Raw genomic sequence first — 23,918 nt, 5'->3', positions numbered from 1 at the left:
GTCCCGTTTCAGATGAACGGATTATCCGCCGTGCCGCCGGGCGCGGTCGGCTCGTCGGCAAGCTTCGCTGGCAGCGCCTTGTCTTTTTGAAGAACATCGACGATAGCCCCGAGCGCCTTGTACAACGCCTGCGCGGCGGCGAGCCCCGCCTGATCGCGTGCGATGGTGAGGTCGCCGCTCACCGACACACGCGTCGTGCCGTTCTGGATGTTGATCGCGTCGCCCGCGATGTTCATCACGTCGGTATCGTTGGCAAATGGTTTAAACACCGCTCAGTCCTCCAATTCGTTTGTCTTTCAGTGCATCGGGGATGCCGGGAAACGCGAGACCGCTCATGGCTTCCAGTTCGCGCACGGTTTTCATCGTATAGGTATTGGTCGGCACATTATCGACGACGACCACGAACGCGATTTGCCGCTTCGGCAAATAGACCACCTTGTACAACTGCGTCGGCACGAACACGCGCGACTCGCCGATGGTCTGCAACTGCCGCCCTGAAAAGAGCGGGCCGGTCACGACATAGGCATCGCCGGATTCTTCGGTCAGCCTGCGTACCGCTTGCTCGATGCGCGACCAAATGCGCCGGTTGTTCGACGGATCCTGCGGCACGATGTTCGCAAGCGAGAACGATTCGGCCATGCCCTGCTTGCTGGCTCGATCGCCCGCCGGGCTCATGTGGCCGCGATCGTAGCCGCTCCTTTTGTAGTCGTCGAGTTGCGCGCTGTCGCCGGCCGGCAGCCGCTTGTCGACGAAAAAGCGATTGGTGCGCGTGTTGTTCTTCGCGTCATCGACGCTCTGCGCGGTCAAATGTTCCGCCGACCAGAGCGGCCCGTGCGTGACGCCGGAATGCAGCAGAGCGAAATCGGTATAGCAGATTTCCTGCGTGGACGCGCGCATCTTCTGATTGACGACGACGGGCGCGCGGCCGCCCGGACTGAACTGCAGACAGTCGCTCGCGACCGCCGCGACCGACGCGGCGCCTAGAAGCGCGACGACGAATGCCTTGATGCGTACTTGCATGCTGAGTATGAAGATCCGTGCTGATGCGTGAGAACTCGCCGCCTGATGGTCAGCCGTTCGGTTTAAGCCGGGCGAATCGAGGCCGCAGAGTATAAGGCAGTGCAGTGCACATGGAACGGAAGAAATTCATCCACGCTAGAATGCGTCGGCTTGGGCCGCGCCGTAGGCGAAGGCCGCATCGAAACGAATGGAAGGAAGCCAATGAACGCCAAGCGCCGCAAGCTCGATATCGCGCGAAACCTGCTGCTGTCGCTCGTCTCGTGTTGCACGATGCTCACCGCGAGCCAGGCTCACGCGCAAGACGCGCCCGCCAACGATGGCCCAGCATACGGACCTGAACTGCAAGGCTTCGACTATCCTTATCCGGTCGCGCGGTTCTCCATTTCGTCGCAACGGCAGGTCGTCCAGATGGCCTATATCGATGTGCATCCCGCGCATCCCAATGGCCGCACGGCCGTGCTTCTGCATGGCAAGAACTTCTGCGCGGCGACGTGGAAAAAGACCATCGATACCTTGAGCGAAGCCGGGTATCGCGTGGTCGCGCCGGACCAGATCGGCTTTTGCAAGTCCACCAAACCGGCGCGTTATCAGTACAGCTTCCAGCAGCTCGCGCGCAATACGCATGCGCTGCTTGCGGCGCTTGGCGTCACGCATCCCACGTTGATCGCGCATTCGACGGGCGGCATGATCGCGGTGCGTTATGCGCTGATGTACCCGCGCGAGACCGAGCAACTCGTGCTCGTGAATCCCATTGGTCTGGAAGACTGGAAGGCGAAGGGCGTGCCGTCCATTTCCATCGACGACTGGTATGCGCGCGAGCTCAAGACCACCGCCGACGGCATCCGCAGCTACGAGACCAGCACGTATTACGCGGGGCATTGGAGCGCGGACTACGAACCGTGGGTGCAGATGCTTGCGGGAATGTATCGCGGACCGGGGAAAGACGCGGTCGCGTGGAACTCGGCGTTGCTGTACGACATGATCTATACGCAGCCTGTGGTCTATGAGTTCGATCAGTTGCGAACCCCGACGCTGCTGATGATCGGCGATAAGGACACGACGGCCATCGGCAAGGATCTGGCGCCGCCGGAGATTCGCCCGACGCTGGGCCGTTATCCTGAGCTGGCGAAGCTTGCACAGCAGCGGATCGAGGGCGCGAAGCTCGTCGAGTTTGCCGAGCTCGGTCATGCGCCGCAGATGCAGGACCCGGTGGCGTTTCATAAGGCGTTGTTGGAGGGGATGGCGGCGTTGAAGGCGAAGGCGGATTGAGTCAGGCCATCCACTCCGCGTCAATCCACGCACGATCTCCGCTCGATCGCGGGCAACTGCACCAGCAACGTAACGGCGCGCGCGATCATCAAGATGGCGAGCGCGAGCCACAATCCGTGGTTGCCGAACCAGCCGTTCAGCAACCACGCGGCAAATAGAAAGATGCCAAGCGATACAGCCGTCGACACCATCAGCTCCCGCGTGCGCGTCGCGCCGATAAACACGCCATCGAGCTGAAAGCTGATGACCGATGCAAGCGGCATCACCACGGCCCAAGGCAAGAAGCGCAGCGCGGCGGCACGCACGTCCCGCTGATCCGTGAGCTGGCCGATGATCCACTCGCCCGCGAGCCAATAAACGAGCGAAAAGCCCGCCGCGCCGATCGCCGACCACAGCATCGTCACCTTCACGGCCTGGCGAAACGCGTGGCGGTCGCGCGCGCCCGTGGCCGCGCCGACCAGCGCTTCGGCGGCGTGCGCGAAGCCATCGAGTCCGAAGGCCATGAAGGTCTGGAAGTTGAGCAGGACGGCGTTGGCCGCGAGGATCGCATCGCCTTGACGCGCGCCCATGTGGGCGAACCATCCATACGATCCGAGCAGGCACAGCGTGCGAATGAAGATGTCGCGATTGAGCGCGACGAGGCGCTTCATCGCGCGCGCGTCCAGCAGCGTGCGCAGCGCGAGCGCCGGAAGTCCATGTGGACGCAAACGCCAGAGAATCGCAAGACCGAGCGCGAAGCCGCAAAAATCCGCAGCCGCCGTGGCCGCGCCAATGCCCGAAATACCCCAGCCGAAGCGATACACGAATAGCAGGACCGCCACGATATTCACCACGTTGATGAACACTTGCGTGATGAGCGCGAGCCGCACGCGCTGGCAGCCGAGCAACATCCCGAGCACGACGTAGTTGCCAAGCGCGAAGGGCGCGGCCCAGATGCGCGCATGGCAGTAGGCGCTGGCCGTGCTCTGGACGGCCGCGCTACCGCCGAGCGCGGCGAGCGCATAACGGATGATCGGCACCTGTAACGCCAGCACCGCCATGCCGATGAAGAGCGCGAGCAGCATCGCCCGCAATACGCTTGCGCGCAGGGCAAGCGCATCGTTCGCACCGAACGCCTGCGCGACGAGGCCCGTCGTGCCCATGCGCAAAAAGCCGAAGCTCCAGAACACGAAGCTGAAAACGAGCCCGCCGAGCGCGACGCCGCCAATATATTGCGGTCCGTCGAGATGACCGGCGACGGCGGTATCGACCGCGCCTAGAATCGGCTGCGTAAGATTTGCGAGGACGATGGGAAACGCGAGCGTCAGCACGCGCTTGTGCCAGTGCACCGGCACGGCGGCCGGATGCTCGATAGTGTCGGGAGCGTTCAATTGCAGGGCGAGGTGAGCAAGAGGCGTCATTGTGCCGTGTCAGGGCGACGCTTGCTGCCGAAGCAGCCGATAATGCGCGTCGAACCCGCTGCCCGACTGTCCATGAAAACTCTTCTGCTTTATGTCGTGACGGCCATCGCGGAGATCGCCGGTTGCTACTTTCCGTATCGATGGCTGAAGCTCGATGGCTCGCCCTGGCTAATCGTGCCCGGCGCGCTTTCGCTTGCGTTGTTCGCGTGGCTCCTCACGCTGCACGATGCGGCTGCAGGGCGTGTCTATGCGGCGTATGGCGGCGTGTATATCGGTGTGGCGATCGCATGGCTGTGGGCCGTGGATCGCATCCGGCCAACGATGTGGGACGTGACGGGCGCGGTCATTGCGCTGGCGGGAATGGCGGTCATCGCGTTCCAGCCGCGCGTCTGATTCAGCGTGGCGCTCGGCGCGTCACGCTTCCAGCGCCAGCAACGCAAACGTGGCGAGCCAATGTTCGCCCATGTAGTCGCCCGCCACGTGCGCGATGCCCGCCGCCAGATGCTCGTCGGCGCTCGCGTCGAGCACGCCGATGCGCGCATCGCCCGCAGGCAGCGCCCGCGCGATGGTCCGCTGACACCACGCGCGGCTCAGGTTCAGGCCGTCGAGATGCGCGAGCTTGCCGTCGCTGCGATCGGTGACGGTGGCCGGCACGAAGAGCGTCGCGGGTTCGCGCACGGCAAGACGCGGCAAGAAGCGTTCGAGCCAGCCGGTGAACGATGCATCGGGCAACACGTGGCGCATCAGCACGGCTTCCATCAGCGACGGCGAGAGGAATTCGTCGCCGGCCGGTTCCCACGCCTGACAGGCTTCGTCATTGGCGAACCAGCGCGTGGCCGTATCGACGAGAAGGCGCTCGAAATCGCCATCACGAACCACACGTGCATAACCGAGCGCCAGCGTCAGCGCGAACGCCATGTTGAAATGCGTGCCGACGCGCAGCGGATACGTCGACTTCGGCAGGAATTCGACGAAGCGCGCGACGAAGGCATCCGCGAGCGGTTGCAGCGTACGGGCCCAGCGCGCGCCTTCCTCGGTGTGCATCGAGCGCAATTGGTCCGCGAGCGCGAGCAGCCACGCCCAGCCGTAGGGCCGTTCGAAACCGCGCGCCGCCGGGCGTTCGAGGTAGGCGACTTCGGCGGCGACGTTGGCATCGGTGAAATGTTCGTCGATGACCGAGCGAATGCGCGCGGCTTCGGGCAGCGCGGGAAAGCGGTCGACGAGACGCGCAAGCAGCCAATAGCCATGCACGCACGAATGCCAGTCGAAGCTGCCATAGAAGACGGGATGCAGCGCGCGCGGGCTTTGCACGTCCGCTGCGCTCGCCATGACGTGATCGAGCTTGTTGGGATACTCGCGCGTGAGGTGACCTAGCGCGACTTGCGCGAATTTCGACGCCAACGCGTCGTCCAGCACGATATGGCGCGGCATGTTCATACGAAACTCCAATGATGGACGAGCGAGACTTTATCGATAAATCCGCGGCGCCGTGTTCGATAAGGGAAATTCCCTAATCCGTGGCCACGCCGGGAAACATGCAAATGGCGTAAGCCGCGCGAAGGCTTTGGCGACAAGCCGCGTCGGCTGAAAGCATAAAGATGGATGCCGCCTTTGTCGCGCGCTGCATTGGGGAAATCACAATCATCTTTGCGCGCTTTTCCGCGAATCGTCGTATAAACTTGCGCCCGAACGCCGCAGAGCGATTCGCCCCGGCAGTGTCGAGCCGGCCGATCAAACGCCGAGACCAGGAACAGACTACCCATGAACGACATTCCCGCCTACACCGCTGAAGATACCCGTCGCCGCGTATTCGCGATCGTCGGGGCATCGTCGGGCAATCTCGTCGAATGGTTCGACTTCTATATCTATTCGTTCCTTGCGCTGTATTTCTCGGCGGCCTTCTTCCCGAGCGGCAATCCGACCACGCAATTGTTGAATACCGCTGGCGTGTTCGCGGCGGGCTTTCTCATGCGCCCGATCGGCGGGTGGCTCTTCGGCCGTATCGCCGACAAACACGGCCGCCGCAACGCAATGATGATTTCCGTGCTAATGATGTGCGGCGGCTCGCTCGTCATCACCTTTCTGCCGACGTATTCGAGCATCGGCGCGTGGGCGCCGTTCTTTCTGCTGATCGCGCGGCTCTTCCAGGGCTTGTCCGTCGGCGGCGAGTACGGCACGAGCGCAACCTATATGAGCGAGGTGGCGCTGCGCGGCCGTCGCGGTTTCTTCGCATCGTTTCAATATGTGACGCTGATCGGCGGACAGCTCGCCGCGCTACTCGTGCTGGTCATCCTTCAGATGTTTCTCTCGACCGAAGAGCTCAAGGCGTGGGGCTGGCGCGTGCCGTTTTTCGTCGGCGCTTGCGCGGCGCTGATCTCGCTTTTTCTGCGTCGTTCGCTCGAAGAAACCACGACCGCCGAATCGCGGCAACGCAAGGAAGCGGGCACTTTGCGCGGCCTGATGCAGCACAAGGGCGCGTTCATGACCGTGGTCGGCTTCACGGCGGGCGGATCGCTGATCTTCTATACGTTCACCACGTACATGCAGAAATATCTGGTCAATACGGCGGGCATGCACGCCAAGACGGCCAGTAACGTGATGACGGGCGCATTGTTCGTCTACATGATCATGCAGCCGCTTTTCGGCGCGCTGTCGGACCGCATCGGGCGTCGTCAGTCGATGCTTTGGTTCGGCGCGCTCGCCACGCTCTGCACGGTGCCGCTGCTGCACGCGTTGCGCGACGTGACGAGCCCGTTCATGGCGTTCGTTCTGGTCGTGGCCGCGCTTGCCATCGTCAGCTTTTATACGTCGATCAGCGGTCTCATCAAGGCGGAGATGTTTCCGCCCGAAGTGCGCGCGCTGGGCGTCGGGCTGTCGTACGCCGTCGCTAATGCGGTGTTCGGCGGATCGGCGGAATATGTGGCGTTGTGGCTGAAGTCGGCCGGCAGCGAATCGGCGTTCTATTGGTATGTCACCGCCATGTGCGCCATCTCGCTTGTCGTGACCTGGCGCATGCTCGATCCGAGCAAGGTGGGCTATTTGCGCAACGAGCCTTAATATAGTGGCCGCGACCGGTTGGCAAGCGCTCTTTGCGTGGCCTGTCGCGTTCCAGTCGTAATCACCGGCGCCATTAGCGCGGACCCTTATGTCCGCCGGGCTTGCCGATCAAGGTAGTATGGTGTTTGATGCGGTATGAATCTGCAGGTGAAGCGCGCCCCACGGCGCACGGACGCAAGAAGCGCAAGCCGGAAGCGCTGGCGCGCGACTCGAACGCGCGCATTGTCGACATGCGCCTTTGGGTGCATCGGTCAGCCGGGAGCCCTTTCATGGAAGATTTCGATGAAACGCTATTCGTCGTCTGGCGAGCCAACCTGAATGTTCTGGTGGGTTCGCCGGGCGGCGCTGCGCGACTCGCGCGGATGATGAGCTTCTCGCCTTCGCTGATGAAGCTCATCGTCGCGGGTCAGCGCGACTTCAACGAGGAATTCGTGCGCGGTATCGAGCTCGTGACGGGCTTGCCGCCGCACTGGATGGACGAGCGCCGCAACCCCGCCGAAGTGCCTTCCGGCGTGCAACGCGCGCTCGACGAAGAAGCGCCCGTCGCGGTGTTCCGCGGCACGGCGCATCCCGCGCCCAAGCGTTCCGTGTTGCGCGGTCCCGATCCGCTGCTGTCGCAAACGGAAGCAACGCGCCGCGTGGCCGATCTTGCACAGCAGCAGGCGGAAGCCAATCGTCGCGATCTTTTGTTTCGCAAGAATCGCGAACTGCTGTCGCAGGATTTGCGTCGGCTGGAACGCCAGCTAGGTTTGCTGCAAGTCGAGCCAATGCTGCCCAAGGCCGATGAACTCATCGCCTCCGACCGCATGAGCGAAGCGGCGAAGGCGGACCTTTCCGGCCGTCTCGAACAGATCGACAAGCATGTGAAGTTGCTGCATCAGCACGTCGACAAACTGGTGACGCTCCTTTCGACTCCGGATGAACCGGGTCCGAACGATCCCCTCTGAGTCTTACTTAGCCCGCTTGCGTTCCTCGTTGTCTTCCGGCTCGGCGTCCACGGCAATCGGATCGCTCGCCGGGAAGGTCTCATCCAGCGCTTCGTCGAGCAACTCCTCTTCGTGGGTGGGCGTCGCGGGTTCGTCGGGCCGTGCTTTCGTCATGATGCGCTCCGTGGGCAATTCTTCGACGCCTCAATATAGCAGCGTCGATATCCGCGCGCTCTCAGCGTGCGCGGCGATAATCCGCCGGCCGCACGCCCGTCCACTTTCTGAAGGCGCGCCGGAAAGCGCTCGGTTCCGCAAAGCCGAGCGCGTTCGCAATCTGAGCGATGGTTTCGTCGGTATCCGCAAGACGCGAGAGCGCCAGATCGCGGCGTAGCGCGTCCCTGATGGTTCGATACGTCAGCCCTTCCTGCGCGAGACGCCGACGCAAGGTGGCCTGCGCGATATTCAATTCCGCCGCCATGCGGTCCGCCTCGGGCCAGTCGGCCGGCGCGGTCTGCCGCAAGCGCCGCCGAATGCGCGCCGCGAGCGATTCCGAATTCCGATACTTGACGATGAAGTTCGCGGGCGCGTCGCGCAGAAAGCGCCTGATCGTGGCGGTTGTCTGCACGACGGGCAGCGCGGCGCATTCGGGCGATAAATCGACGAATGAACGCGGCGCGTCGAAACGAAGGGTGTCGCAGAACATCAGCCGGTATTCGTCGCTATCCGCTGTTTCCTCGCAACGAAAATCGGCCGCAAGCACCGGAATGCGTCGCCCGACGAGCCAGCACAACAATCCATAGACGAGGATGAAGCCGGTCGCGCAGGCGAACATGCTCTTGGGCTCGCGTTCGCCGTGGCCGTCGTTCAGCCAGAGGCGCACGCGCGTCGCGCCGATATCCGGCTCGAACGATAACTCGTCCAGCACGAGCCGCATGAATCCGGCGATGCGCCCGAGCGCCTGTGCGCCGTCGCGCGCGCTCAACGCGGCGTGCGACATCAGCACGAAGCTGCCGCGCCGCATCGGGTGTGCGTCCTGGCCGAGGAACTCGTCGTCGAGCGCGTCGGCGATGGCGTGCCACAGGCGGCCGTACTGCGCGGGCGTGACGCGCGCATGCGGCGTGTCGAGCAGCGCGGGCGCGATCTGCGCGGCGTCGAGCAGCATCGCGCGATCGACGCCGCGTGCTTGTGCGCAGCGCAAGGCTGCGTCGACGAGACTCGCGGCGATCGAATCCCGTTCGATGTCCTTCGTGGATGTTGGGGTTGTCACTAGGTGGCCAAAGCGCTCAGTTAGCGTGATCGTTTCAGGCATCGGCTAATGTCCGGCGATTGCCTAGACTCGTGCACACGCCACGCGCGCCGCGCATGATCGAGGCATGACTTGCAACGCGCCGCAGCGCCGTTTCCGAAAGACGCGGCGAGCAAGTTTATCCGATCGCTTCAGGCACCTTCTACGAGCTCCGACCATGATCGACAGTTTTCTTACCGAAGAGCAGCGCATGATTCGCGACGCCGCGCGTCAGTTCGCGACCGAAGTGCTTGCGCCGAACGCGGGTCAGTGGGACCGGGACGGCGCATTGCCCGACGCCGTCGTGCGGCAACTCGGCGAACTGGGTTTGCTCGGCATGATCGTGCCTGCGGAACTCGGCGGCACGTTCAGCGACTACACCGCCTACGCGCTCGCGATGGAAGAAATCGCGGCGGGCTGCGCGTCCTGCGCCACGTTGATGAGTGTGCACAACTCGGTCGGCTGCGGCCCGATCCTCGCTTTCGGCACCGACGCGCAGAAGACCGAATGGCTGCCGAAGCTCGCGAGCGGCGAAGTGATCGGCGCGTTCTGCCTCACCGAACCGCAGGCGGGCTCGGAAGCGAACAATCTGCGCGTGCGCGCAACCGAGCGCGACGGCAAATGGGTGCTTTCGGGCAGCAAGCAGTTCGTGACCAACGGCAAGCGCGCGGGCGTGGCTATCGTCTTCGCCGTGACCGATCCCGAACTCGGCAAGCGCGGCATATCGGCGTTCATCGTACCGACCGGCACGCCTGGCTTCAATGTCGGGCCACCCGAGCACAAGCTCGGCATTCGCGCATCGGATACCTGCGCCATCGCCTTCGACGATTGCGCGATTCCCGCTGCGAACCTGCTCGGCAAGCGCGGCGAAGGACTCAAGATCGCGTTGTCGAATCTGGAAGGCGGGCGCATTGGCATTGCGGCGCAAGCGCTCGGCATCGCGCGCGCGGCCTTCGACGCGGCGCGCGCCTACGCCCACGATCGCATCCAGTTCGGCAAGCCGATTCTCGAGCATCAGTCGGTCGCGAACATGCTCGCCGACATGCACACGCAACTGAACGCCGCGCGCCTGCTCGTGCTGCACGCGGCGCGCATGCGCACCGAGGGCATTGCGTGCTTGTCGGAGGCTTCGCAGGCGAAGCTGTACGCGTCCGAGATGGCGGAGCGCGTCTGTTCGCATGCCATCCAGATTCACGGCGGCTACGGCTATCTGCAAGACTATCCGGTGGAGCGGCATTATCGCGATGCACGCATCACGCAGATTTACGAAGGAACCAGCGAAGTGCAGCGCATGGTGATCGCGCGTCAGCTCTGAAACCGGCTTTCAAGCGCGCGCCGCCGCACGGGGCAATCAAAACAATCACGGAGACGAAATGAACCCGGCAGAGCCTTTCATCGAAGCACGCGACTTTTTGCTGCGACATCGCACCGATTACGACACCGCGTATCGCGAGTTTCAGTGGCCGGCGCTTAGTCGTTTCAACTGGGCGCTCGATTATTTCGATCCGATGGCGCGCGGCAACCATGCGGCCGCGTTGCATATCGTCAACGAAGGTGGCGGCGAGACGCGTCTTTCATTCGCGCAGATGAGCGAGCGTTCGGCGCGCGTCGCCAACCATTTGCGCGCGCTGAACGTCACGCGCGGCGAGCGTATCTTGTTGATGCTGCCGAACCGAGTCGAGTTGTGGGAGACCATGCTCGGCGCGATGAAGCTCGGCGCTATCGTGCTGCCCGCGACCACGCAACTCGCGCCTGCCGACTTGCGCGACCGCATCGCGCTTGGACGCGTGCAACACGTGATCGTCGATGCGGGCGAGACGCACAAGTTCGAAGGCATCGACGTGACGGGACTGCGTATCGCCGTGGGCGAGCCGCGCGATGGCTGGCTTGCCTACGACGCGGCCTACGAAGCGTCGCCGGACTTTGCCGCAGATGGCGAAACGAACGCCAGCGATCCCTATTTGCTGTACTTCACTTCGGGCACGACGTCGAAGCCCAAGCTCGTCGCGCATACGCACGAGAGCTATCCGGTCGGGCATCTTTCGACGATGTACTGGATCGGCCTGCAACCCGGCGACGTGCACTGGAACATCAGCTCGCCGGGCTGGGCAAAGCACGCGTGGAGCTGCTTTTTCGCGCCGTGGAATGCACAGGCTTGCGTCTTCATCTACAACTTCAGCCGCTTCGATGCGGCGCGCACGCTCGATGCGCTCGTGCAATACGACATCACCACGTTATGCGCGCCGCCGACCGTGTGGCGCATGCTGGTGCAAGAGCCGCTGGCGTCCTACCCGGTGAAGCTGCGGGAGATCGTCGGGGCGGGCGAGCCGCTCAATCCCGAGGTCGTCGAGCGCGTGCACACGGCGTGGGGCGTGCCTATCCGCGATGGCTACGGCCAGACTGAAACCACCGCGCAGATCGCCAATACGCCGGGTCAGCGGGTTGCGCCGGGGTCGATGGGACGTCCGCTGCCCGGTTATCGCGTGGCGCTGCTCGATCCAGATGGCGCGCTCGCCGACGAAGGCGAGATCGCGCTGGTGCTGAATCCGCCGCCGCTCGGCCTGATGACCGGTTACGCCGATAACCCGACCGCCACCGAAAACGCGATGCGCGGCGGCTTCTATCGCACCTCGGACGTCGCCTCGCGCGGCGCGGATGGCTACTTCGTCTACGTCGGCCGCGCGGACGACGTGTTCAAATCTTCGGACTATCGGCTGAGTCCGTTCGAGCTGGAGAGCGTGTTGATCGAACACGAGGCGATCTCGGAAGCTGCTGTCGTGCCGAGTCCGGACCCGTTACGGCTCTCCGTGCCGAAGGCGTTCGTTACCGTGCGACACGGCTTCGCCGTCGGACCGGAACTGGCGCGAAGCGTTTTCGCGTTTTCGCGCGAGCGGCTCTCGCCATATAAACGCATTCGAAGAATCGAATTCGCCGAGTTGCCGAAAACCATCTCAGGCAAGATTCGGCGCGTCGATCTTCGTCGACAGGAAGCCGCTCGCACCAACACTGCCGTGCGCGGCGAGTTCGAATTTTGGGAAGAGGATTTTCCGGAGCTTCGCCAGACAAAATGATTCCGCCGAACATTTCTCCTGACGTAATCGCAAGCAAATGTAAACAGCGCGAACCGTCAATTTGTCTGAAGGTCGAACCGAGCCTGTTCGATCATCGGACGAGTCAAATGGAGGAACGCAACATGGTGAAGCGCTCGTTGAGGTTTGCGCTACTGGCGGCTGGTTTGACGGGAGCGCTTGTCGCGCCGGTCGCATCCAACGCGCAAATCAACCTGCAACAGTTCGGATTCGGCAGCGGCAAGTCGGATGTGTCGGACAGCGCGGGCACGCAGTCGTCGGGATTGGGTTCGCTAGTGCAAAGCTATCTCGGCGCGAATCAACAGGTGTTGAGCGGACAATCGAATCTTGCTTCGGCCATGGGAATGTCCGGCGTCGCGAGTCAGGCACAGTCGGCGGCGGGACTGCTGTCGAGCGCGTCGGGAAGCGGCGGTGTGCCGAGCAGCAATGCGCTGTCGCAGCTTGGCGGTACGCAGCAAAGCGTGTCGCAATCGCTGATTCAGGCTTTTTCCAGTGGATCGACCACGCCGCCGACGGCCGCGAGCAAGCAAACTTTCACGGATGGGCTAGCTTCGCTGGGTCACGGCGTCAAGCAATACGCGGGGCTGCAATCGAATCTGAGTTCGGTCAAGAATTCGATGAACATGTCCTCGCTCATGCAGGCCGGCTCGAATCCTGGCACGGCGCAGGCGGCAACGTATATCGCGCAATCGGCGCCGGGGCAGTTGCAATCGCTGATGCAGACGCTTACGCAGGCTGTGCAGTACGCGAAGACCAATAATATTGCCGTGCCGTCCATCGCGACGTCGGCGTTGAGTCTGGTGCAGTAACTTCGGAAGTGCCCACGAAAAAGCGGCGAGGCTTTCAGGCCTCGCCGCTTTATTTGCTTCCCGAATTAGCTCACCGGTGTATCCCGTGAGAGCTCACCCGTGTTTCCGAAGCGCGCTCGTCGCGCACCGAACGGCTCCGAGTACAACGAAATTCAGTTCATTGCCGCGCGCCGCAACGACAGGCGGGTAAGAACCGCCGGGAGAGTCTGCGCCTGTTGCGCCCTGGAAGGCATCAACGGCGGCAGATAAGAGATGTCGGTCACGTCGGCGAGGCGACTGCGCGGGTCCGCATCGAGCACTTCGATAGCCGCGGGTTCGACCAGCTCGGCTTCGACCTTGGCGACGTCGTCGACCTTGATGCCGAGCGAGCGGCGAACGTCCACGGCGCGCACACGTACATCGAAACCCGCCGCGTGGATGACGCGCTCACGCGTTTTCCAATACTGCAGCGCGCTGGGCGTCATTTTGTGCATCGACACGTATTCAAATACGATCTGATAACCGCGAACGTGCGGATAATTCATAAGTAACTGACCCGAGCGAATATAACGGTTATAGCCGTCTATTTTCCGCGTCAGCAAATCCTCATGCATTTTTTCATCGTGCCAGTCGCATTCATCGAATATCCCGACATACACGCGCTTGAGCAAGGAATTCACTCCGATGTAGTCGATGACGTCCACGTCGCGCAGAGACATGGTCATTCCCCTACGCCCTGAGAGGGCAAGTATCAAAGAAGTGCATTGTAGCGGAATATGTCTCTTTAAATCACAGCGAAACATTGTGTGTTTGCTTGCGATTTCTCAAATTAATCAGAGTCCTAAGCCATTGCTTAAGCGATTTCTTATTTTGGGATGATTCAAAATATAAAGCTGGATTTGGATCGCGTCAGATACGCTTTAGGTGTTTTCCTAATTTTGCGCCCAGTGCCGGTTCAGCAGATATAAGGGTAATGTTTTGCGCCGTCCGCTCATACGTCGCTTATGCCTCGCGCGGCCGTCGAACCGGTCAGCTCTTCCTTACTCATGGCGTCTACTTGCGGCAATGAAGGCTGTTCGTTGATCCACGCGTTCAATATTGCCGAGGTGACCGCGAGAATGACCGGGCCAATAAACAATCCGACAATTCCGAATGCGAACATGCCGCCAAGCACGCCGGAAAGAATCAGCAGCATCGACAAATTGATACCGCGGCGGATGAGTATGGGACGTAAAAAATTGTCGAGCATGGCAATCATGATCGACCAGATCAGCAACAGAATCGCGGCGACGTGCGACCCGTGCCAGAAAAGCCAGGCGACGCCCCCAAGCAGTGGCAAGAGCGGCCCGATTTGCGCGAGGCACAACATCAGCATGACGGCGGTGATGATGCCCGCGGCCGGCACGCCCGCGATCCACAAGCCGATTCCTCCGAGCGCCGATTGCGTCACGGCCGTCACGACAATGCCGAGGGCCACCGCGCGAATGGCGAGGCCGGCGAGCTTGATGGCTTCGGCGCCACGCTGCGCGGCAACCCGCGTTGCGAACCGCACGATGAAGCGGCCCGCTGCCTCGCCCTGCATGTATAGGATGCCGGAGATGATGATCGTGATCACCATGTGCATCACGAACACCCCGACGACGGCCGCGTGCGACAGCATCCAGCGCGCTGCGATCGTCACATACGGTTCGATGCGGGCGAGCAGGCCGCCGGGGCCGGCGTCGGAAAGCGTCTGCCATTCGGCCGAGACGCGCTGACCGGCGAGCGGCACGTCGTGTACCCAACTCGGCGGCGGGGGAAGTGCATACGTGGGCAGGCTCTTGATGGCCGACATGATCTCGGCGCCGTGCAATGCGAGCGTGGAGATAGCCTGATACAACGGCAGCACGATGACGATCAGCAGCACGAGCAGCATGACAGTCGTCGCGGCCCAGCGGCGATTGCCGCAGCGGCGTTGCACCGCGACCATCAACGGCCAGGTGGCGACGACGATCGTCGTGGCCCAGATCAGCCCCGGCAGAAACGGCCGCAGGATATAAAGGCTGCCAACAGTCAGCGCAGTCAGAATGGCAATGACGAGCAGAATGCGCGCGATATCGACCGGCTGGCGCGGGTTCAAATTCGGCGGCCCGTTCGGAGTGGTGGACATGGTGCCTTGAATGAAGAAAAATCAGTGAGACGGGGCGTTTTAGCGCCGGCATCATAGCGGTAAGTTCGGCGGCATCCAATCCATACTACTAAAAATTGCCGATGGCGCACGGTATTCGGGCGCGCTGGCAATGTGCGGTGGCTTCGCATACGCTTGACGAAACGATCACTCGACGAGATGGCAATCATGCTCAGGCAAGCACGTGAAGACGACGGCCGGCGGCGCAGGCGGCTGCGAGGCCTTTTCGTATATTCGCTGTGGCTTTTATGCTGTCTGGTCTTTTCGTTGCCTTCGGTGGTCAAGCTGCCGTAATTTCAGGCGAACGCGTCGACGCCATCGACCAGACGCCTGGCCAAACGCGCCTGACGGAATTGCTCGATCCACCATTGCAACGCGCGGCCTTCGTGATCGCCGCGCCATGCTACGTATAGAACGTTGGGCTCGCGCGGATCGCCGGTTTGCTTTGCGATCAGTTCGCCACGCGCCAGCAACGAAGCCGCTCGATGCTTCGGCACCCAACCGCAGCCAAGTCCTTGCCGTTGAGCAAGAATCTTCGCGCGCATGCCCGGCACGGCGAGCGCCGCTTGTCCGCCGAGCACGCCGTAAGCGCGTCCCGCCGATCCATGCGATGAATCCGCGACCGCCACCGCGCGATGCGCCGCGATCTGCTCGCGCCCGAGCGGTTCTGCCGCCTTCGCCAGCGGATGGCGTGGCGCCACGGCGAACACCCATTCCATCACGCCGAGTTCGAACCAGCGCAGGCCGGGAATCGCGGGCGGTTCGTTCGTCGCCCCGACGATGAGATCGGCGCGGCCATCGCGCAGTGCTTCCCACGTGCCGCCCAGCACTTCATGCGTCATGCGCAGGGTCACGCCGGACGCGAGCGCGTCGAACGCCTGCACGACCGGCAGCAAGGTCTCGAACTCGAGTATCTCGTCGCAGACGATCCACAACCGGTCTTCCCAGCCGCTCGCGATCTGCTTCACGCGCTGCGTCAGACGCGACACGTCGATCATCAGACGCGCGGCTTCATCGGCGAGAAGATGGCCCGCTGGCGTCAGTTGCAGGCGGTAACGACGGCGGTCGAACAGCAGCGCGTCGAAGCGCGTTTCCAGTTGCCGCGCGGCATGCGAGATCGTCGAGGGCGCGCGGCCGAGTCGCGCCGCCGCGCGGGAAAGGCTGCCGGTCGAGCGGATTGCATCGAGCAGGGCGAGTTCTTCCTCGGATAACATGTTCGACTCCATCGAACGTTCATCGGCGCGATGGTACGGCAAGAGCGGCGGCGCGGTCCACCACGTGCTTGGAGATGACGCAAACAACGATCAGGGAGCATGCAGATGGGACTTCTCGTCGACGGGCAATGGCAGGACAAGTGGTACGACACGAAATCGACTGGCGGGCGCTTCGTGCGCAAGGACGCGGCGTTTCGCAACTGGGTCACGGCCGATGGCGCGCCCGGTCCGAGTGGCGAGGGCGGCTTCAAGGCGGAAGCGGGCCGTTATCACTTGTACGTGAGCCTGGCTTGTCCGTGGGCACATCGCACGCTTATCGTGCGCGCGCTCAAGGGGCTGCAAGAGATGATCGGCATCTCGGTCGTTCACTGGCTCATGCTCGAAAACGGATGGACGTTCGCGGATGGTCCGGGCGTCGTGCCCGACGCCATCAACGGCGCGCGCTTTCTGCATCAGGTCTACACGGCGGCGGACGCGAGCTACACCGGCCGCGTGACCGTGCCGATTCTCTGGGACAAGGCGCGCGGCACGATAGTCAGCAACGAGTCGTCCGAGATTATTCGCATGCTGAATGCCGCGTTCGACGGCCTGGGCGCCAAAGCGGGCAATTACTATCCGCCCGAGTTGCACGCGGAGATCGACACGCTCAACGCGCGCATCTACGACAGCGTGAACAACGGCGTCTACAAAGCGAGCTTCGCGACCACCCAGGCCGCGTACGAGGAAGCCGTGCAGCCGCTCTTCGATACCCTCGACTTCCTCGATGCGCGCCTTGCCTCGCACCGTTATCTCGCGGGCGAGCGCTTCACCGAAGCCGACATCCGACTGTTCACGACGCTCGTGCGCTTCGACGCCGTGTACGCCGGCCACTTCAAATGCAATCTGCGGCGCATAGCGGATTATCCGAATCTCTCCAACTACACGCGCGAGATTTACCGGATGCCGGGAGTCGCGGACACGGTGAACTTCGAGCACATCAAGCGGCATTACTACGAGAGTCATCGCTCGATCAACCCGACCGGGATCGTGCCGGCCGGTCCCGTGCTTGACTTCGCCGCGCCGCACGACCGAGAGCGTCTGCCGAAAAGCGCGTAAGCCTGAGCTCAGTCGTATCGATAAACGCCGCGCTTCGTCTTGCGGCCGAGATAACCCGCGGACACGAGTTCGCGCAACAGCGGGCACGCTCGATATTTCGAATCGCCGAAATCCTTCAGGAACACGTCCATGACCGAGAGACAGACATCGAGGCCGATGAGATCGGCAAGCGCGAGCGGACCGATAGGATGGTTTGCGCCGAGCTTCATGCCCGCGTCGATTTCCTCGGCGCTCGCCACGCCTTCATAGAGCACGAAGAAGGCTTCGTTGATCATGGGCACGAGAATGCGGTTGACCACGAAACCAGGCGAGTTCTTCACGCCGATGGGCGACTTGTCCAGCTTCTCGGTGAGCGCGCGCACGGCGTTCGCGGTGTCGTCGCTCGTCTGCACGCCGCGAATCACTTCGACGAGTTGCAGCAGCGGCACCGGATTGAAGAAGTGCATGCCGATGAACCGCTCGGGCCGCGCAAGCGTTGCCCCAAGCGCGGTGATCGAAATAGACGATGTGTTCGACGCGATGATCGCCTCGGGCCGCGCCGCTGCTTCGATCTGCTTCAGAATGCGGTGTTTGAGCTCGACGTTCTCCGTGGCCGCCTCGATGACGATATCCGCGTCCTTGAGCCGCCCGTAATCCGTGGATGTCTGGATGCGCGCAATCGCGGCATCGCGCACCGACGCTTGCAGCTTGTCTTTCGACACCAGCCGTTCCAGGCTGTTCGTCAGCGTGGCCACGCCCTTGGCGAGCGCGGCGTCCGTCACGTCGATCAGCACGATGTCGAATCCCGCCACGGCCGCGACCTGCGCGATGCCGTTGCCCATGGTTCCCGCTCCGACGATACCCACCGTCTGTATGCTCATGCGCGCTTCCTCCAATCGATGTTTGTGCGATGCACGATTCTAACCACGCCTTCAGCCGAACGCCGTCAAGTCGCGTGCTTTTAATCCATGCGCGCGGCAATAGGCAGCGTAGCGCTCCCAGCCGCTGCGCCAGTCTTCGGCGGCAAGTATTTGCCCGTTTTCGTTTACGAAGAGCAGCTCGCCCTGAATGATGTTGAGCGTGACGATCTCATCGCTGCCGTCCACCACGGGAACGGCTTCCGGCGTGTGACTGGAACCTGCGGTCTCGTACACGATGCTGCCTTTCTCCGCAATCCACGCATGTTCGCGATACTTCCAGCGCCCTTCGACCGTGTAGACGATTACCGTGCCCGTATGCCGATGCTGCGGCATTTGTCCGCGCGCCGGCGCCTTCAAAAGGGCGATGGTTTCGCCGCGAACCGGATCGAGCTTGAAGTATTTGACGAGCACGTGCTCGCTGTATGGCGTGAAGGGCACCCACGGCACGTCCGCGTCGTTGATGCAAGCGGTTTGAATCTGTTCGAACAGCATGTCGGCTCCCTTGATCAGACGCCCATTGTATGCAGCGCGGCACGCGCCGTGCATCGGCCAAACGGACGACCCCTGAAAGCCCCGTTCGATCCAGCCGGATCGCGCCTTATCTGCTATCGTCCGTGCCATGCCAACCATCATTACCATTTCAAACCTCTCCAAGACCTACGAGTCGGGGTTCAGCGCGCTCCGGGACGTGAATCTGGAAATCCGGCGCGGCGAGATTTTCGCGTTGCTCGGTCCGAACGGGGCGGGCAAGACCACGCTCATCAGCACGGTTTGCGGCATCGTGAATCCCAGCTCGGGCACGGTCACCGTGAACGGACACGACATCGTCACGGACTATCGCGCCGCGCGCGCGATGATCGGGCTCGTGCCGCAGGAACTCACCACCGACGCCTTCGAAACCGTGTGGGCGACCGTATCGTTCAGCCGGGGCTTGTTCGGCCGGCCGAAAAACCCGGCGCATGTCGAGAAGGTGCTGAAGTCGCTGTCGCTCTGGAGCAAAAAGGACAACAAGATCATGACGCTTTCGGGCGGCATGAAGCGGCGCGTCCTGATCGCCAAGGCGCTCGCGCACGAGCCGCAGATTCTCTTTCTGGACGAGCCGACGGCCGGCGTCGATGTCGAACTGCGCCGCGACATGTGGAACCTCGTGCGCGAACTGCAAGCGAACGGCGTGACCATCATCCTCACGACGCATTACATCGAGGAAGCGGAAGAGATGGCGGATCGCGTAGGCGTGATCAATCGCGGCGAGATCGTGCTGGTCGAAGAGAAGGCCGAACTCATGCGCAAGCTCGGGCAGAAGAAGCTCGCGCTGCAATTGGATCACGCGCTGGCTGCCGTGCCCGCGTCGCTCGCGCCCTACGGCCTGCAATTGTCCGCCGACGGCAACGAACTGACTTACACCTACGACGCCCATGACGAGCCGGGTCGAATCATCGCGCTATTGCGCCATGTCGATGAAGCCGGCGTGCGCTTCAAGGATCTGCAAACGACGCAGAGCTCGCTCGAAGACATCTTCGTGAGCCTCGTGCGCAACTAGTCGTATCGGACCGGGAGCATCGATTCCGGTCGACAGGGAGACCACATGAATCTTCACGCAGTACGCGCGATCTATCGCTTCGAAATGGCGCGCGCCGGACGCACGCTCATGCAGAGCATCGTGTCGCCCGTCATTTCCACTTCGCTCTATTTCGTGGTGTTCGGCGCGGCCATCGGCTCGCGCATTCCGCAAGTGGACGGCATCAGCTACGGCGCGTTCATTGTGCCGGGACTCGTCATGCTGTCGCTGCTCACGCAGAGCATCGCGAACGCTTCGTTCGGCATTTACTTTCCGAAGTTCACGGGCACCATCTACGAGCTCTTGTCCGCGCCCGTGTCGTATTTCGAGCTCGTTCTGAGTTACGTCGGCGCGGCGGCGACCAAGTCGATCATTCTCGGGTTGATCATTCTCGCGACTGCGCGGCTCTTCGTGCCGCTGCGGATCGACCATCCATTTTGGATGATCGTGTTTTTGCTGCTGACATCGCTGACATTCAGCCTGCTCGGATTCATTATTGGCATTTGGGCAGACGGTTTCGAGAAACTTCAGATCATTCCGCTTTTGATTGTCACGCCGCTCACGTTCCTCGGCGGCAGCTTTTATTCGATCAACATCCTGCCGCCGTTTTGGAAAACGGTCGCGCTTTTTAATCCGGTCGTGTATCTCATCAGCGGCTTTCGCTGGAGTTTTTACGGTCTCGCGGATGTTTCCGTAGGCGTAAGCCTTTCGATGACGTTAGTATTTCTGGGCGTGTTCATCGCTATCACGGCGTGGATCTTCAAGACCGGCTATCGCATCAAATCGTAGCGGTTGGCGCCGGCGGGCGTCGTCACCATCAAGAGGCGTTCATCGAATGAAAATCATGAAACGCACTAAACGCACTTTCTTCGGCGCGGTCACGGCCACTTTCACGGGCGGCTCCATTGCCTCGCGCGGCGCGGACACGGCGCTTGCCGACCCGTACGAGATGAACCTGAGCGATGCCGGATGGCGCCGCCGCCTTTCCGCTGAACAATATCGCGTGCTCAGGCGCGGCGCGACCGAGCCGCCGAACGCCAGCCCGCTGATCAACGAGCGTCGCAACGGCTCGTTTTTTTGCGCGGGATGCGGATCGCCGCTCTTTGCCTCGTCGGCGAAGTTCGATAGCGGCACCGGATGGCCGAGTTTCTCCATGCCAATCGACGGCGCCGTCGCCACCCGCGCCGATGCAACGCCCGGCTCCCTTCGTCACGAAGTGCTTTGCCGGCGTTGCGGCGGCCATCTTGGGCATGTCTTCGACGACGGCCCGAATCCCACTGGTCTGCGTTACTGCCTGAACGGCGCTGCGCTGCTTTTTCGCCAGACCGAAAGCTGACCTGGCCAAAGCGCGTAGAACGGATACGGTCGCCGGCGCACGCGCCAAACGCTTTGAATTCGCCTTGAAGCAAGGCGAGCCTTTCGCGTATCAAAACGATCGGTGACAAAATTGCGCACTCCGTCTCAATCATCTCGAAGGGTTGACAGGGCAGAATCGAAACAACATCCTCGTCAGGATGTATGCGAGAGAAAGCCTGGCTGGCCTCGCTGACATTGAGAGACTGAGCCATGAAAATCAAAATAATCGACTTCTGCACAGCGTTGCTGATTGGCTCGCTGACTGGCCTATTGAATGGCGGCAATGCGTTTGCTCAACGTCAACCAAGCGCAAAGGTTGCTGCGCTGTCCATCGAAGGCAAGATGCTCGTGCAGATCATCGGCGAGGTAAAAGCTGTCGATCCGGACGCGCATCGCGTCACCGTGGTCAATGCGCAAGGGCAGGAGACGCAGTTGAACGTCGGGCAGGAGATGCAGGATCTGAACAAGTTGCCTATTGGCACACGAGTGAATAGCACGGCGCTTCGCGCGGTTACGCTCACGCCCGTCAAAGCACAGCCTTTGCAGGAAATGCTGCCGGGGCAAACGCAGTTCGTCGGGCAGGTTACGGGCGCCGACAGTGCAACCGGCGTCGTCATGCTGAAGGACGCCAACAGCTTGCCAATCGAGATACGTACAACCCATCCCGGCGACGCTGCCGCGCTCGCATCCGGCGCGACCGTGAAAGTGGTCTGGAAAAGCGTTCCGAAGCGTTGACTCCATGCAGGCCAAGCTCGGTTCAAGCTGCAGGCGCCGCGACCAGCCTCACGCGCGTGATTTCGGAAGGCGCGCCGAGGCGCTTGGGCGGTCCCCAATAGCCCGTTCCTCGACTCGTGTACACCCACAGTCCGTTAAATTTCACGAGACCCGACACGAACGGCTGCTGCAGCTTGACGAAGAAGTTCCACGGAAAGAACTGTCCGCCATGTGTATGCCCCGACAGTTGCAGCGTGAAACCCGCATCGGCGGCGGCGGTCGCGCTGCGTGGCTGATGGGCAAGGAGCACGCGCACGGTGGCATCGGCGGGAGCGCCTTCCATCGCTTTAGCCGGGTCGCTCCGGTGCGCGGGATCGAAGCTGCCCGCGCCGTAATCGGTGACACCGGCGATCACGGCTTGCGCGCCGTCGTGGTTCAGCACCACATGCTGATTGAGCAGCACATTCATGCCGAGCCGCCGGAATTCGACGATCCACTTGTCCGCGCCCGAGTAATACTCGTGATTACCCGTGACGAGGAACGCGCCGTGCCGCGCGCTCAATTCCGCGAGCGGGCGTGTATGAGCAGCGAGGTGCGGCACACTGCCATCGACCACGTCGCCCGTCACCGCGATCAGATCCGGCTGCAACGCATTGACGGCCGCGACGATTCGCTCGACATAGTGCCGCTTGATAGTCGGGCCGACGTGGATATCGCTGATCTGCACGATAGTGAAGCCTTCGAGCGCCGCCGGCAAATTGTCGATGGGCACGTCCACGCTCTTTACCGGCGCGCGCTTTCGCGCGTTGTAAAAGCCGGCGGCGGACGAAAGCAACGCGAGCATGGGCACGGCCAGCGCACTCTCGGCAACGAAGCGGGGCGAGCCTATGGGCGTGCCGCGCAGCCAGTCGAACACATGCACGGACAGCAGCACGAGATCGCGCGCGAAGGTCAGCAGCAGGAGCGACGAGAAGAAGCCGAGCGCGGTCAGTCCGAACCAGGCGAGCCGATCCGCAAGCGGTTGCTTTTCGATCGATCGCGCGGACATGCCGAGCGGAATCAAAATCAGCGAGGCGACGAGCAGTGCGATGGCAAGCGCCTTGAGCGCCGGGCCGACGGGCGCATGGGGAATGAGCCGCACGCCAACGTAGATATGAAAGAGAACACCAATGCCAATGAAGCGGATAAAAAATGCCGAACGTCGCATAACGCCCCTAAAAGGTCAAAAATGCGGCGGGCAAGAATACGCGTGACGCGTCGGCGCGTCGAATATACGCGTCGTTGCCCTTAGCCGGTCCTGTCGATCGATTCTACCGGTTCGGGGCCATATCCGCCGTGGGCGTGCGTCTGGGCGTAGCCGTCTGCATGATATCGTCGAGCGAATTTGTTTGGACTACCGATGTGCAACGAGGAGTGATCAAATGAAATCAGGCTTTCGCGCGCTTTCTCTCTTTCCAATGACGGCAATCGTCGTGGCGTCCGGCACCGCTTTCGCTCAGACCAACGACGCATTGACGAACCAGGCGCGGCAGGTCATCGGCGCGGCGCAGCCTATCCACGTTCAAGCCGTCATCACGGGCATCGACCCGTCGACGCGAACGCTCATCGTGCATGGTCCGCGTGGCGATTCGACAGTGCTCGTCAATAAGGAAGTGACGGGTTTCGATCAGCTTCATGTCGGCGACCAGGTCGATGTCCAGTACAAGAACGCTTTGCTTTCGAACGTGGAAAAGGTAACGGGCAAGGATCAGGGCCTGCGCAAGCGCGTGGACACGCAAACCTATTCGCCCGCTTCGGGCGCGAACGGCGCAAGCGGCTTCGATTCATCGCGTCAGGTCGAGATTCTCGCCACGGTCGTGAGGGTCGACAAGAAGCATCACACCGTCACGCTGCGCGGACCGTGGCGCACCGAGACCATGGACCTTCCGCCCGATGTCGCAGCCGACAACCTCAAGAAGGGCGACACCGTGCATGCGGTGTTCGTTTCCGCGGCTGCGGTGAAAGTGACGCCCGTCGCGGCATCGAAATGAGCGAAGGCCCCGGCGTTAAACACGCGCGGGGCCTTCGCTCGGTGCATCGGC

General features: G+C 62.2%; 25 protein-coding genes. 13 read left to right on the top strand and 12 right to left on the bottom strand.

The features are described 5' to 3' along the window. Nucleotides 1–8: 8 nt before the first annotated feature. Together ACYQ47_RS05180 and ACYQ47_RS05175 are read right to left on the bottom strand one after the other, a co-directional pair. The gene (locus tag ACYQ47_RS05180) at nucleotides 9–269 is read right to left on the bottom strand and encodes a hypothetical protein (protein WP_250467427.1); all 261 of its coding nucleotides are present in this window, start codon (nucleotides 267–269) and stop codon (nucleotides 9–11) included. After that, nucleotides 262–1,020 carry a DNA/RNA non-specific endonuclease gene (locus tag ACYQ47_RS05175; RefSeq protein WP_459904662.1) on the bottom strand — a complete coding sequence of 253 codons (759 nt, stop codon included), beginning with the start codon at nucleotides 1,018–1,020 and terminating at the stop codon, nucleotides 262–264. The genes ACYQ47_RS05180 and ACYQ47_RS05175 overlap by 8 nt, the downstream gene beginning before the upstream one ends. Nucleotides 1,021–1,221: 201 nt before the next feature. On the opposite strand from ACYQ47_RS05175, the gene ACYQ47_RS05170 reads away from it, so the two are divergent. Next, nucleotides 1,222–2,289: an alpha/beta fold hydrolase gene (locus tag ACYQ47_RS05170; protein WP_459904661.1), complete on the top strand. Its 1,068-nt coding sequence runs from the start codon at nucleotides 1,222–1,224 to the stop codon at nucleotides 2,287–2,289. A 20-nt stretch (nucleotides 2,290–2,309) separates the two neighbouring features. On the opposite strand, the gene ACYQ47_RS05165 is transcribed toward ACYQ47_RS05170, so the two are convergent. Continuing rightward, nucleotides 2,310–3,689, bottom strand: a complete 1,380-nt coding sequence (locus tag ACYQ47_RS05165; protein ID WP_459904660.1) for an MATE family efflux transporter — start codon at nucleotides 3,687–3,689, stop codon at nucleotides 2,310–2,312. 72 nt (nucleotides 3,690–3,761) lie between these two features. On the opposite strand from ACYQ47_RS05165, the gene ACYQ47_RS05160 reads away from it, so the two are divergent. Beyond that, nucleotides 3,762–4,082 carry a YnfA family protein gene (locus tag ACYQ47_RS05160; protein ID WP_459904659.1) on the top strand — a complete coding sequence of 107 codons (321 nt, stop codon included), beginning with the start codon at nucleotides 3,762–3,764 and terminating at the stop codon, nucleotides 4,080–4,082. 21 nt (nucleotides 4,083–4,103) lie between these two features. On the opposite strand, the gene ACYQ47_RS05155 is transcribed toward ACYQ47_RS05160, so the two are convergent. Beyond that, the gene (locus ACYQ47_RS05155; RefSeq protein ID WP_459904837.1) at nucleotides 4,104–5,120 is read right to left on the bottom strand and encodes a DUF2891 domain-containing protein; all 1,017 of its coding nucleotides are present in this window, start codon (nucleotides 5,118–5,120) and stop codon (nucleotides 4,104–4,106) included. A 330-nt stretch (nucleotides 5,121–5,450) separates the two neighbouring features. Between ACYQ47_RS05155 and ACYQ47_RS05150 the strand changes: the two genes are divergently transcribed. Next, nucleotides 5,451–6,746 (top strand): MFS family transporter, encoded by a 1,296-nt coding sequence (locus ACYQ47_RS05150; protein ID WP_244829262.1) that lies wholly within the window; start codon nucleotides 5,451–5,453, stop codon nucleotides 6,744–6,746. A 128-nt stretch (nucleotides 6,747–6,874) separates the two neighbouring features. Further along, nucleotides 6,875–7,693 carry a hypothetical protein gene (locus ACYQ47_RS05145; RefSeq protein WP_244829263.1) on the top strand — a complete coding sequence of 273 codons (819 nt, stop codon included), beginning with the start codon at nucleotides 6,875–6,877 and terminating at the stop codon, nucleotides 7,691–7,693. A gap of 3 nt (nucleotides 7,694–7,696) precedes the next feature. Here ACYQ47_RS05145 and ACYQ47_RS05140 read toward each other — a convergent pair whose 3' ends face one another. Both ACYQ47_RS05140 and ACYQ47_RS05135 read right to left on the bottom strand, forming a co-directional pair. Then, complete coding sequence (locus ACYQ47_RS05140; protein ID WP_250467420.1) at nucleotides 7,697–7,846, bottom strand: hypothetical protein; 150 nt, start codon at nucleotides 7,844–7,846, stop codon at nucleotides 7,697–7,699. A 61-nt stretch (nucleotides 7,847–7,907) separates the two neighbouring features. Further along, the gene (locus tag ACYQ47_RS05135; protein ID WP_459904658.1) at nucleotides 7,908–8,981 is read right to left on the bottom strand and encodes an AraC family transcriptional regulator; all 1,074 of its coding nucleotides are present in this window, start codon (nucleotides 8,979–8,981) and stop codon (nucleotides 7,908–7,910) included. Between the two features lie 157 nt (nucleotides 8,982–9,138). On the opposite strand from ACYQ47_RS05135, the gene ACYQ47_RS05130 reads away from it, so the two are divergent. The 3 genes from ACYQ47_RS05130 (at nucleotide 9,139) to ACYQ47_RS05120 (ending at nucleotide 12,855) form a co-directional block, all read left to right on the top strand. Continuing rightward, nucleotides 9,139–10,272: an acyl-CoA dehydrogenase family protein gene (locus ACYQ47_RS05130; RefSeq protein WP_459904835.1), complete on the top strand. Its 1,134-nt coding sequence runs from the start codon at nucleotides 9,139–9,141 to the stop codon at nucleotides 10,270–10,272. A gap of 58 nt (nucleotides 10,273–10,330) precedes the next feature. Then, on the top strand, nucleotides 10,331–12,028 hold the full coding sequence (locus tag ACYQ47_RS05125) for an AMP-binding protein (RefSeq protein WP_459904657.1): 1,698 nt from the start codon (nucleotides 10,331–10,333) through the stop codon (nucleotides 12,026–12,028). Between the two features lie 107 nt (nucleotides 12,029–12,135). Beyond that, nucleotides 12,136–12,855: a hypothetical protein gene (locus tag ACYQ47_RS05120; protein WP_459904656.1), complete on the top strand. Its 720-nt coding sequence runs from the start codon at nucleotides 12,136–12,138 to the stop codon at nucleotides 12,853–12,855. Nucleotides 12,856–13,007: 152 nt separating this feature from the next. On the opposite strand, the gene ACYQ47_RS05115 is transcribed toward ACYQ47_RS05120, so the two are convergent. The 3 genes from ACYQ47_RS05115 to ACYQ47_RS05105 all read right to left on the bottom strand — a co-directional run bounded on the left by ACYQ47_RS05115 (nucleotide 13,008) and on the right by ACYQ47_RS05105 (nucleotide 16,215). Continuing rightward, nucleotides 13,008–13,637: a DUF6572 domain-containing protein gene (locus ACYQ47_RS05115; RefSeq protein ID WP_459904655.1), complete on the bottom strand. Its 630-nt coding sequence runs from the start codon at nucleotides 13,635–13,637 to the stop codon at nucleotides 13,008–13,010. 188 nt (nucleotides 13,638–13,825) lie between these two features. After that, on the bottom strand, nucleotides 13,826–14,983 hold the full coding sequence (gene ydiK / locus ACYQ47_RS05110) for an AI-2E family transporter YdiK (RefSeq protein ID WP_244829269.1): 1,158 nt from the start codon (nucleotides 14,981–14,983) through the stop codon (nucleotides 13,826–13,828). A gap of 314 nt (nucleotides 14,984–15,297) precedes the next feature. Then, nucleotides 15,298–16,215 (bottom strand): LysR substrate-binding domain-containing protein, encoded by a 918-nt coding sequence (locus ACYQ47_RS05105; protein ID WP_459904654.1) that lies wholly within the window; start codon nucleotides 16,213–16,215, stop codon nucleotides 15,298–15,300. 105 nt (nucleotides 16,216–16,320) lie between these two features. On the opposite strand from ACYQ47_RS05105, the gene ACYQ47_RS05100 reads away from it, so the two are divergent. Continuing rightward, nucleotides 16,321–17,310: a glutathione S-transferase family protein gene (locus ACYQ47_RS05100; RefSeq protein ID WP_459904653.1), complete on the top strand. Its 990-nt coding sequence runs from the start codon at nucleotides 16,321–16,323 to the stop codon at nucleotides 17,308–17,310. An 8-nt stretch (nucleotides 17,311–17,318) separates the two neighbouring features. On the opposite strand, the gene ACYQ47_RS05095 is transcribed toward ACYQ47_RS05100, so the two are convergent. After that, nucleotides 17,319–18,170, bottom strand: coding sequence for a 3-hydroxybutyryl-CoA dehydrogenase (locus tag ACYQ47_RS05095; protein WP_244829272.1), 852 nt, complete (start codon nucleotides 18,168–18,170; stop codon nucleotides 17,319–17,321). A gap of 51 nt (nucleotides 18,171–18,221) precedes the next feature. Then, on the bottom strand, nucleotides 18,222–18,701 hold the full coding sequence (locus ACYQ47_RS05090; RefSeq protein ID WP_459904652.1) for a 2,4'-dihydroxyacetophenone dioxygenase family protein: 480 nt from the start codon (nucleotides 18,699–18,701) through the stop codon (nucleotides 18,222–18,224). Between the two features lie 127 nt (nucleotides 18,702–18,828). On the opposite strand from ACYQ47_RS05090, the gene ACYQ47_RS05085 reads away from it, so the two are divergent. The 4 genes from ACYQ47_RS05085 to ACYQ47_RS05070 all read left to right on the top strand — a co-directional run bounded on the left by ACYQ47_RS05085 (nucleotide 18,829) and on the right by ACYQ47_RS05070 (nucleotide 21,858). Next, the gene (locus ACYQ47_RS05085) at nucleotides 18,829–19,749 is read left to right on the top strand and encodes an ABC transporter ATP-binding protein (protein WP_244829274.1); all 921 of its coding nucleotides are present in this window, start codon (nucleotides 18,829–18,831) and stop codon (nucleotides 19,747–19,749) included. A gap of 45 nt (nucleotides 19,750–19,794) precedes the next feature. Continuing rightward, nucleotides 19,795–20,556, top strand: a complete 762-nt coding sequence (locus tag ACYQ47_RS05080; RefSeq protein ID WP_250467411.1) for an ABC transporter permease — start codon at nucleotides 19,795–19,797, stop codon at nucleotides 20,554–20,556. Nucleotides 20,557–20,602: 46 nt separating this feature from the next. Continuing rightward, nucleotides 20,603–21,103: a peptide-methionine (R)-S-oxide reductase MsrB gene (msrB, locus tag ACYQ47_RS05075; protein ID WP_250467410.1), complete on the top strand. Its 501-nt coding sequence runs from the start codon at nucleotides 20,603–20,605 to the stop codon at nucleotides 21,101–21,103. A 230-nt stretch (nucleotides 21,104–21,333) separates the two neighbouring features. Then, nucleotides 21,334–21,858, top strand: a complete 525-nt coding sequence (locus ACYQ47_RS05070) for a hypothetical protein (RefSeq protein WP_459904651.1) — start codon at nucleotides 21,334–21,336, stop codon at nucleotides 21,856–21,858. 22 nt (nucleotides 21,859–21,880) lie between these two features. Here ACYQ47_RS05070 and ACYQ47_RS05065 read toward each other — a convergent pair whose 3' ends face one another. Further along, nucleotides 21,881–23,044, bottom strand: a complete 1,164-nt coding sequence (locus tag ACYQ47_RS05065; RefSeq protein ID WP_459904650.1) for a metallophosphoesterase — start codon at nucleotides 23,042–23,044, stop codon at nucleotides 21,881–21,883. A gap of 214 nt (nucleotides 23,045–23,258) precedes the next feature. Between ACYQ47_RS05065 and ACYQ47_RS05060 the strand changes: the two genes are divergently transcribed. Beyond that, complete coding sequence (locus ACYQ47_RS05060; protein WP_459904649.1) at nucleotides 23,259–23,867, top strand: hypothetical protein; 609 nt, start codon at nucleotides 23,259–23,261, stop codon at nucleotides 23,865–23,867. Nucleotides 23,868–23,918 lie beyond the last annotated feature (51 nt).

The sequence above is a fragment of the Caballeronia sp. HLA56 genome, from assembly GCF_054655155.1.
Note: the sequence above shows the minus strand (reverse complement) of the source record. Positions and strands in the feature narration are given on the sequence as shown.

Bases quoted from the DNA above. Each gene is read 5' to 3' on its own strand.
- ACYQ47_RS05165 (WP_459904660.1), bottom strand. From the start codon at position 3,689: ATGACGCCTCTTGCTCACCTCGCCCTGCAATTGAACGCTCCCGACACT.
- ACYQ47_RS05095 (WP_244829272.1), bottom strand. From the start codon at position 18,170: ATGAGCATACAGACGGTGGGTATCGTCGGAGCGGGAACCATGGGCAAC.
- ydiK (WP_244829269.1), bottom strand. From the start codon at position 14,983: ATGTCCACCACTCCGAACGGGCCGCCGAATTTGAACCCGCGCCAGCCG.
- msrB (WP_250467410.1), top strand. From the start codon at position 20,603: ATGAAAATCATGAAACGCACTAAACGCACTTTCTTCGGCGCGGTCACG.
- ACYQ47_RS05140 (WP_250467420.1), bottom strand. From the start codon at position 7,846: ATGACGAAAGCACGGCCCGACGAACCCGCGACGCCCACCCACGAAGAG.
- ACYQ47_RS05155 (WP_459904837.1), bottom strand. From the start codon at position 5,120: ATGCCGCGCCATATCGTGCTGGACGACGCGTTGGCGTCGAAATTCGCG.
- ACYQ47_RS05135 (WP_459904658.1), bottom strand. From the start codon at position 8,981: ATGCCTGAAACGATCACGCTAACTGAGCGCTTTGGCCACCTAGTGACA.
- ACYQ47_RS05170 (WP_459904661.1), top strand. From the start codon at position 1,222: ATGAACGCCAAGCGCCGCAAGCTCGATATCGCGCGAAACCTGCTGCTG.
- ACYQ47_RS05105 (WP_459904654.1), bottom strand. From the start codon at position 16,215: ATGTTATCCGAGGAAGAACTCGCCCTGCTCGATGCAATCCGCTCGACC.
- ACYQ47_RS05145 (WP_244829263.1), top strand. From the start codon at position 6,875: ATGCGGTATGAATCTGCAGGTGAAGCGCGCCCCACGGCGCACGGACGC.
- ACYQ47_RS05060 (WP_459904649.1), top strand. From the start codon at position 23,259: ATGAAATCAGGCTTTCGCGCGCTTTCTCTCTTTCCAATGACGGCAATC.
- ACYQ47_RS05065 (WP_459904650.1), bottom strand. From the start codon at position 23,044: ATGCGACGTTCGGCATTTTTTATCCGCTTCATTGGCATTGGTGTTCTC.
- ACYQ47_RS05070 (WP_459904651.1), top strand. From the start codon at position 21,334: ATGAAAATCAAAATAATCGACTTCTGCACAGCGTTGCTGATTGGCTCG.
- ACYQ47_RS05080 (WP_250467411.1), top strand. From the start codon at position 19,795: ATGAATCTTCACGCAGTACGCGCGATCTATCGCTTCGAAATGGCGCGC.
- ACYQ47_RS05115 (WP_459904655.1), bottom strand. From the start codon at position 13,637: ATGTTTCGCTGTGATTTAAAGAGACATATTCCGCTACAATGCACTTCT.
- ACYQ47_RS05100 (WP_459904653.1), top strand. From the start codon at position 16,321: ATGGGACTTCTCGTCGACGGGCAATGGCAGGACAAGTGGTACGACACG.
- ACYQ47_RS05175 (WP_459904662.1), bottom strand. From the start codon at position 1,020: ATGCAAGTACGCATCAAGGCATTCGTCGTCGCGCTTCTAGGCGCCGCG.
- ACYQ47_RS05160 (WP_459904659.1), top strand. From the start codon at position 3,762: ATGAAAACTCTTCTGCTTTATGTCGTGACGGCCATCGCGGAGATCGCC.
- ACYQ47_RS05085 (WP_244829274.1), top strand. From the start codon at position 18,829: ATGCCAACCATCATTACCATTTCAAACCTCTCCAAGACCTACGAGTCG.
- ACYQ47_RS05150 (WP_244829262.1), top strand. From the start codon at position 5,451: ATGAACGACATTCCCGCCTACACCGCTGAAGATACCCGTCGCCGCGTA.
- ACYQ47_RS05125 (WP_459904657.1), top strand. From the start codon at position 10,331: ATGAACCCGGCAGAGCCTTTCATCGAAGCACGCGACTTTTTGCTGCGA.
- ACYQ47_RS05090 (WP_459904652.1), bottom strand. From the start codon at position 18,701: ATGCTGTTCGAACAGATTCAAACCGCTTGCATCAACGACGCGGACGTG.
- ACYQ47_RS05120 (WP_459904656.1), top strand. From the start codon at position 12,136: ATGGAGGAACGCAACATGGTGAAGCGCTCGTTGAGGTTTGCGCTACTG.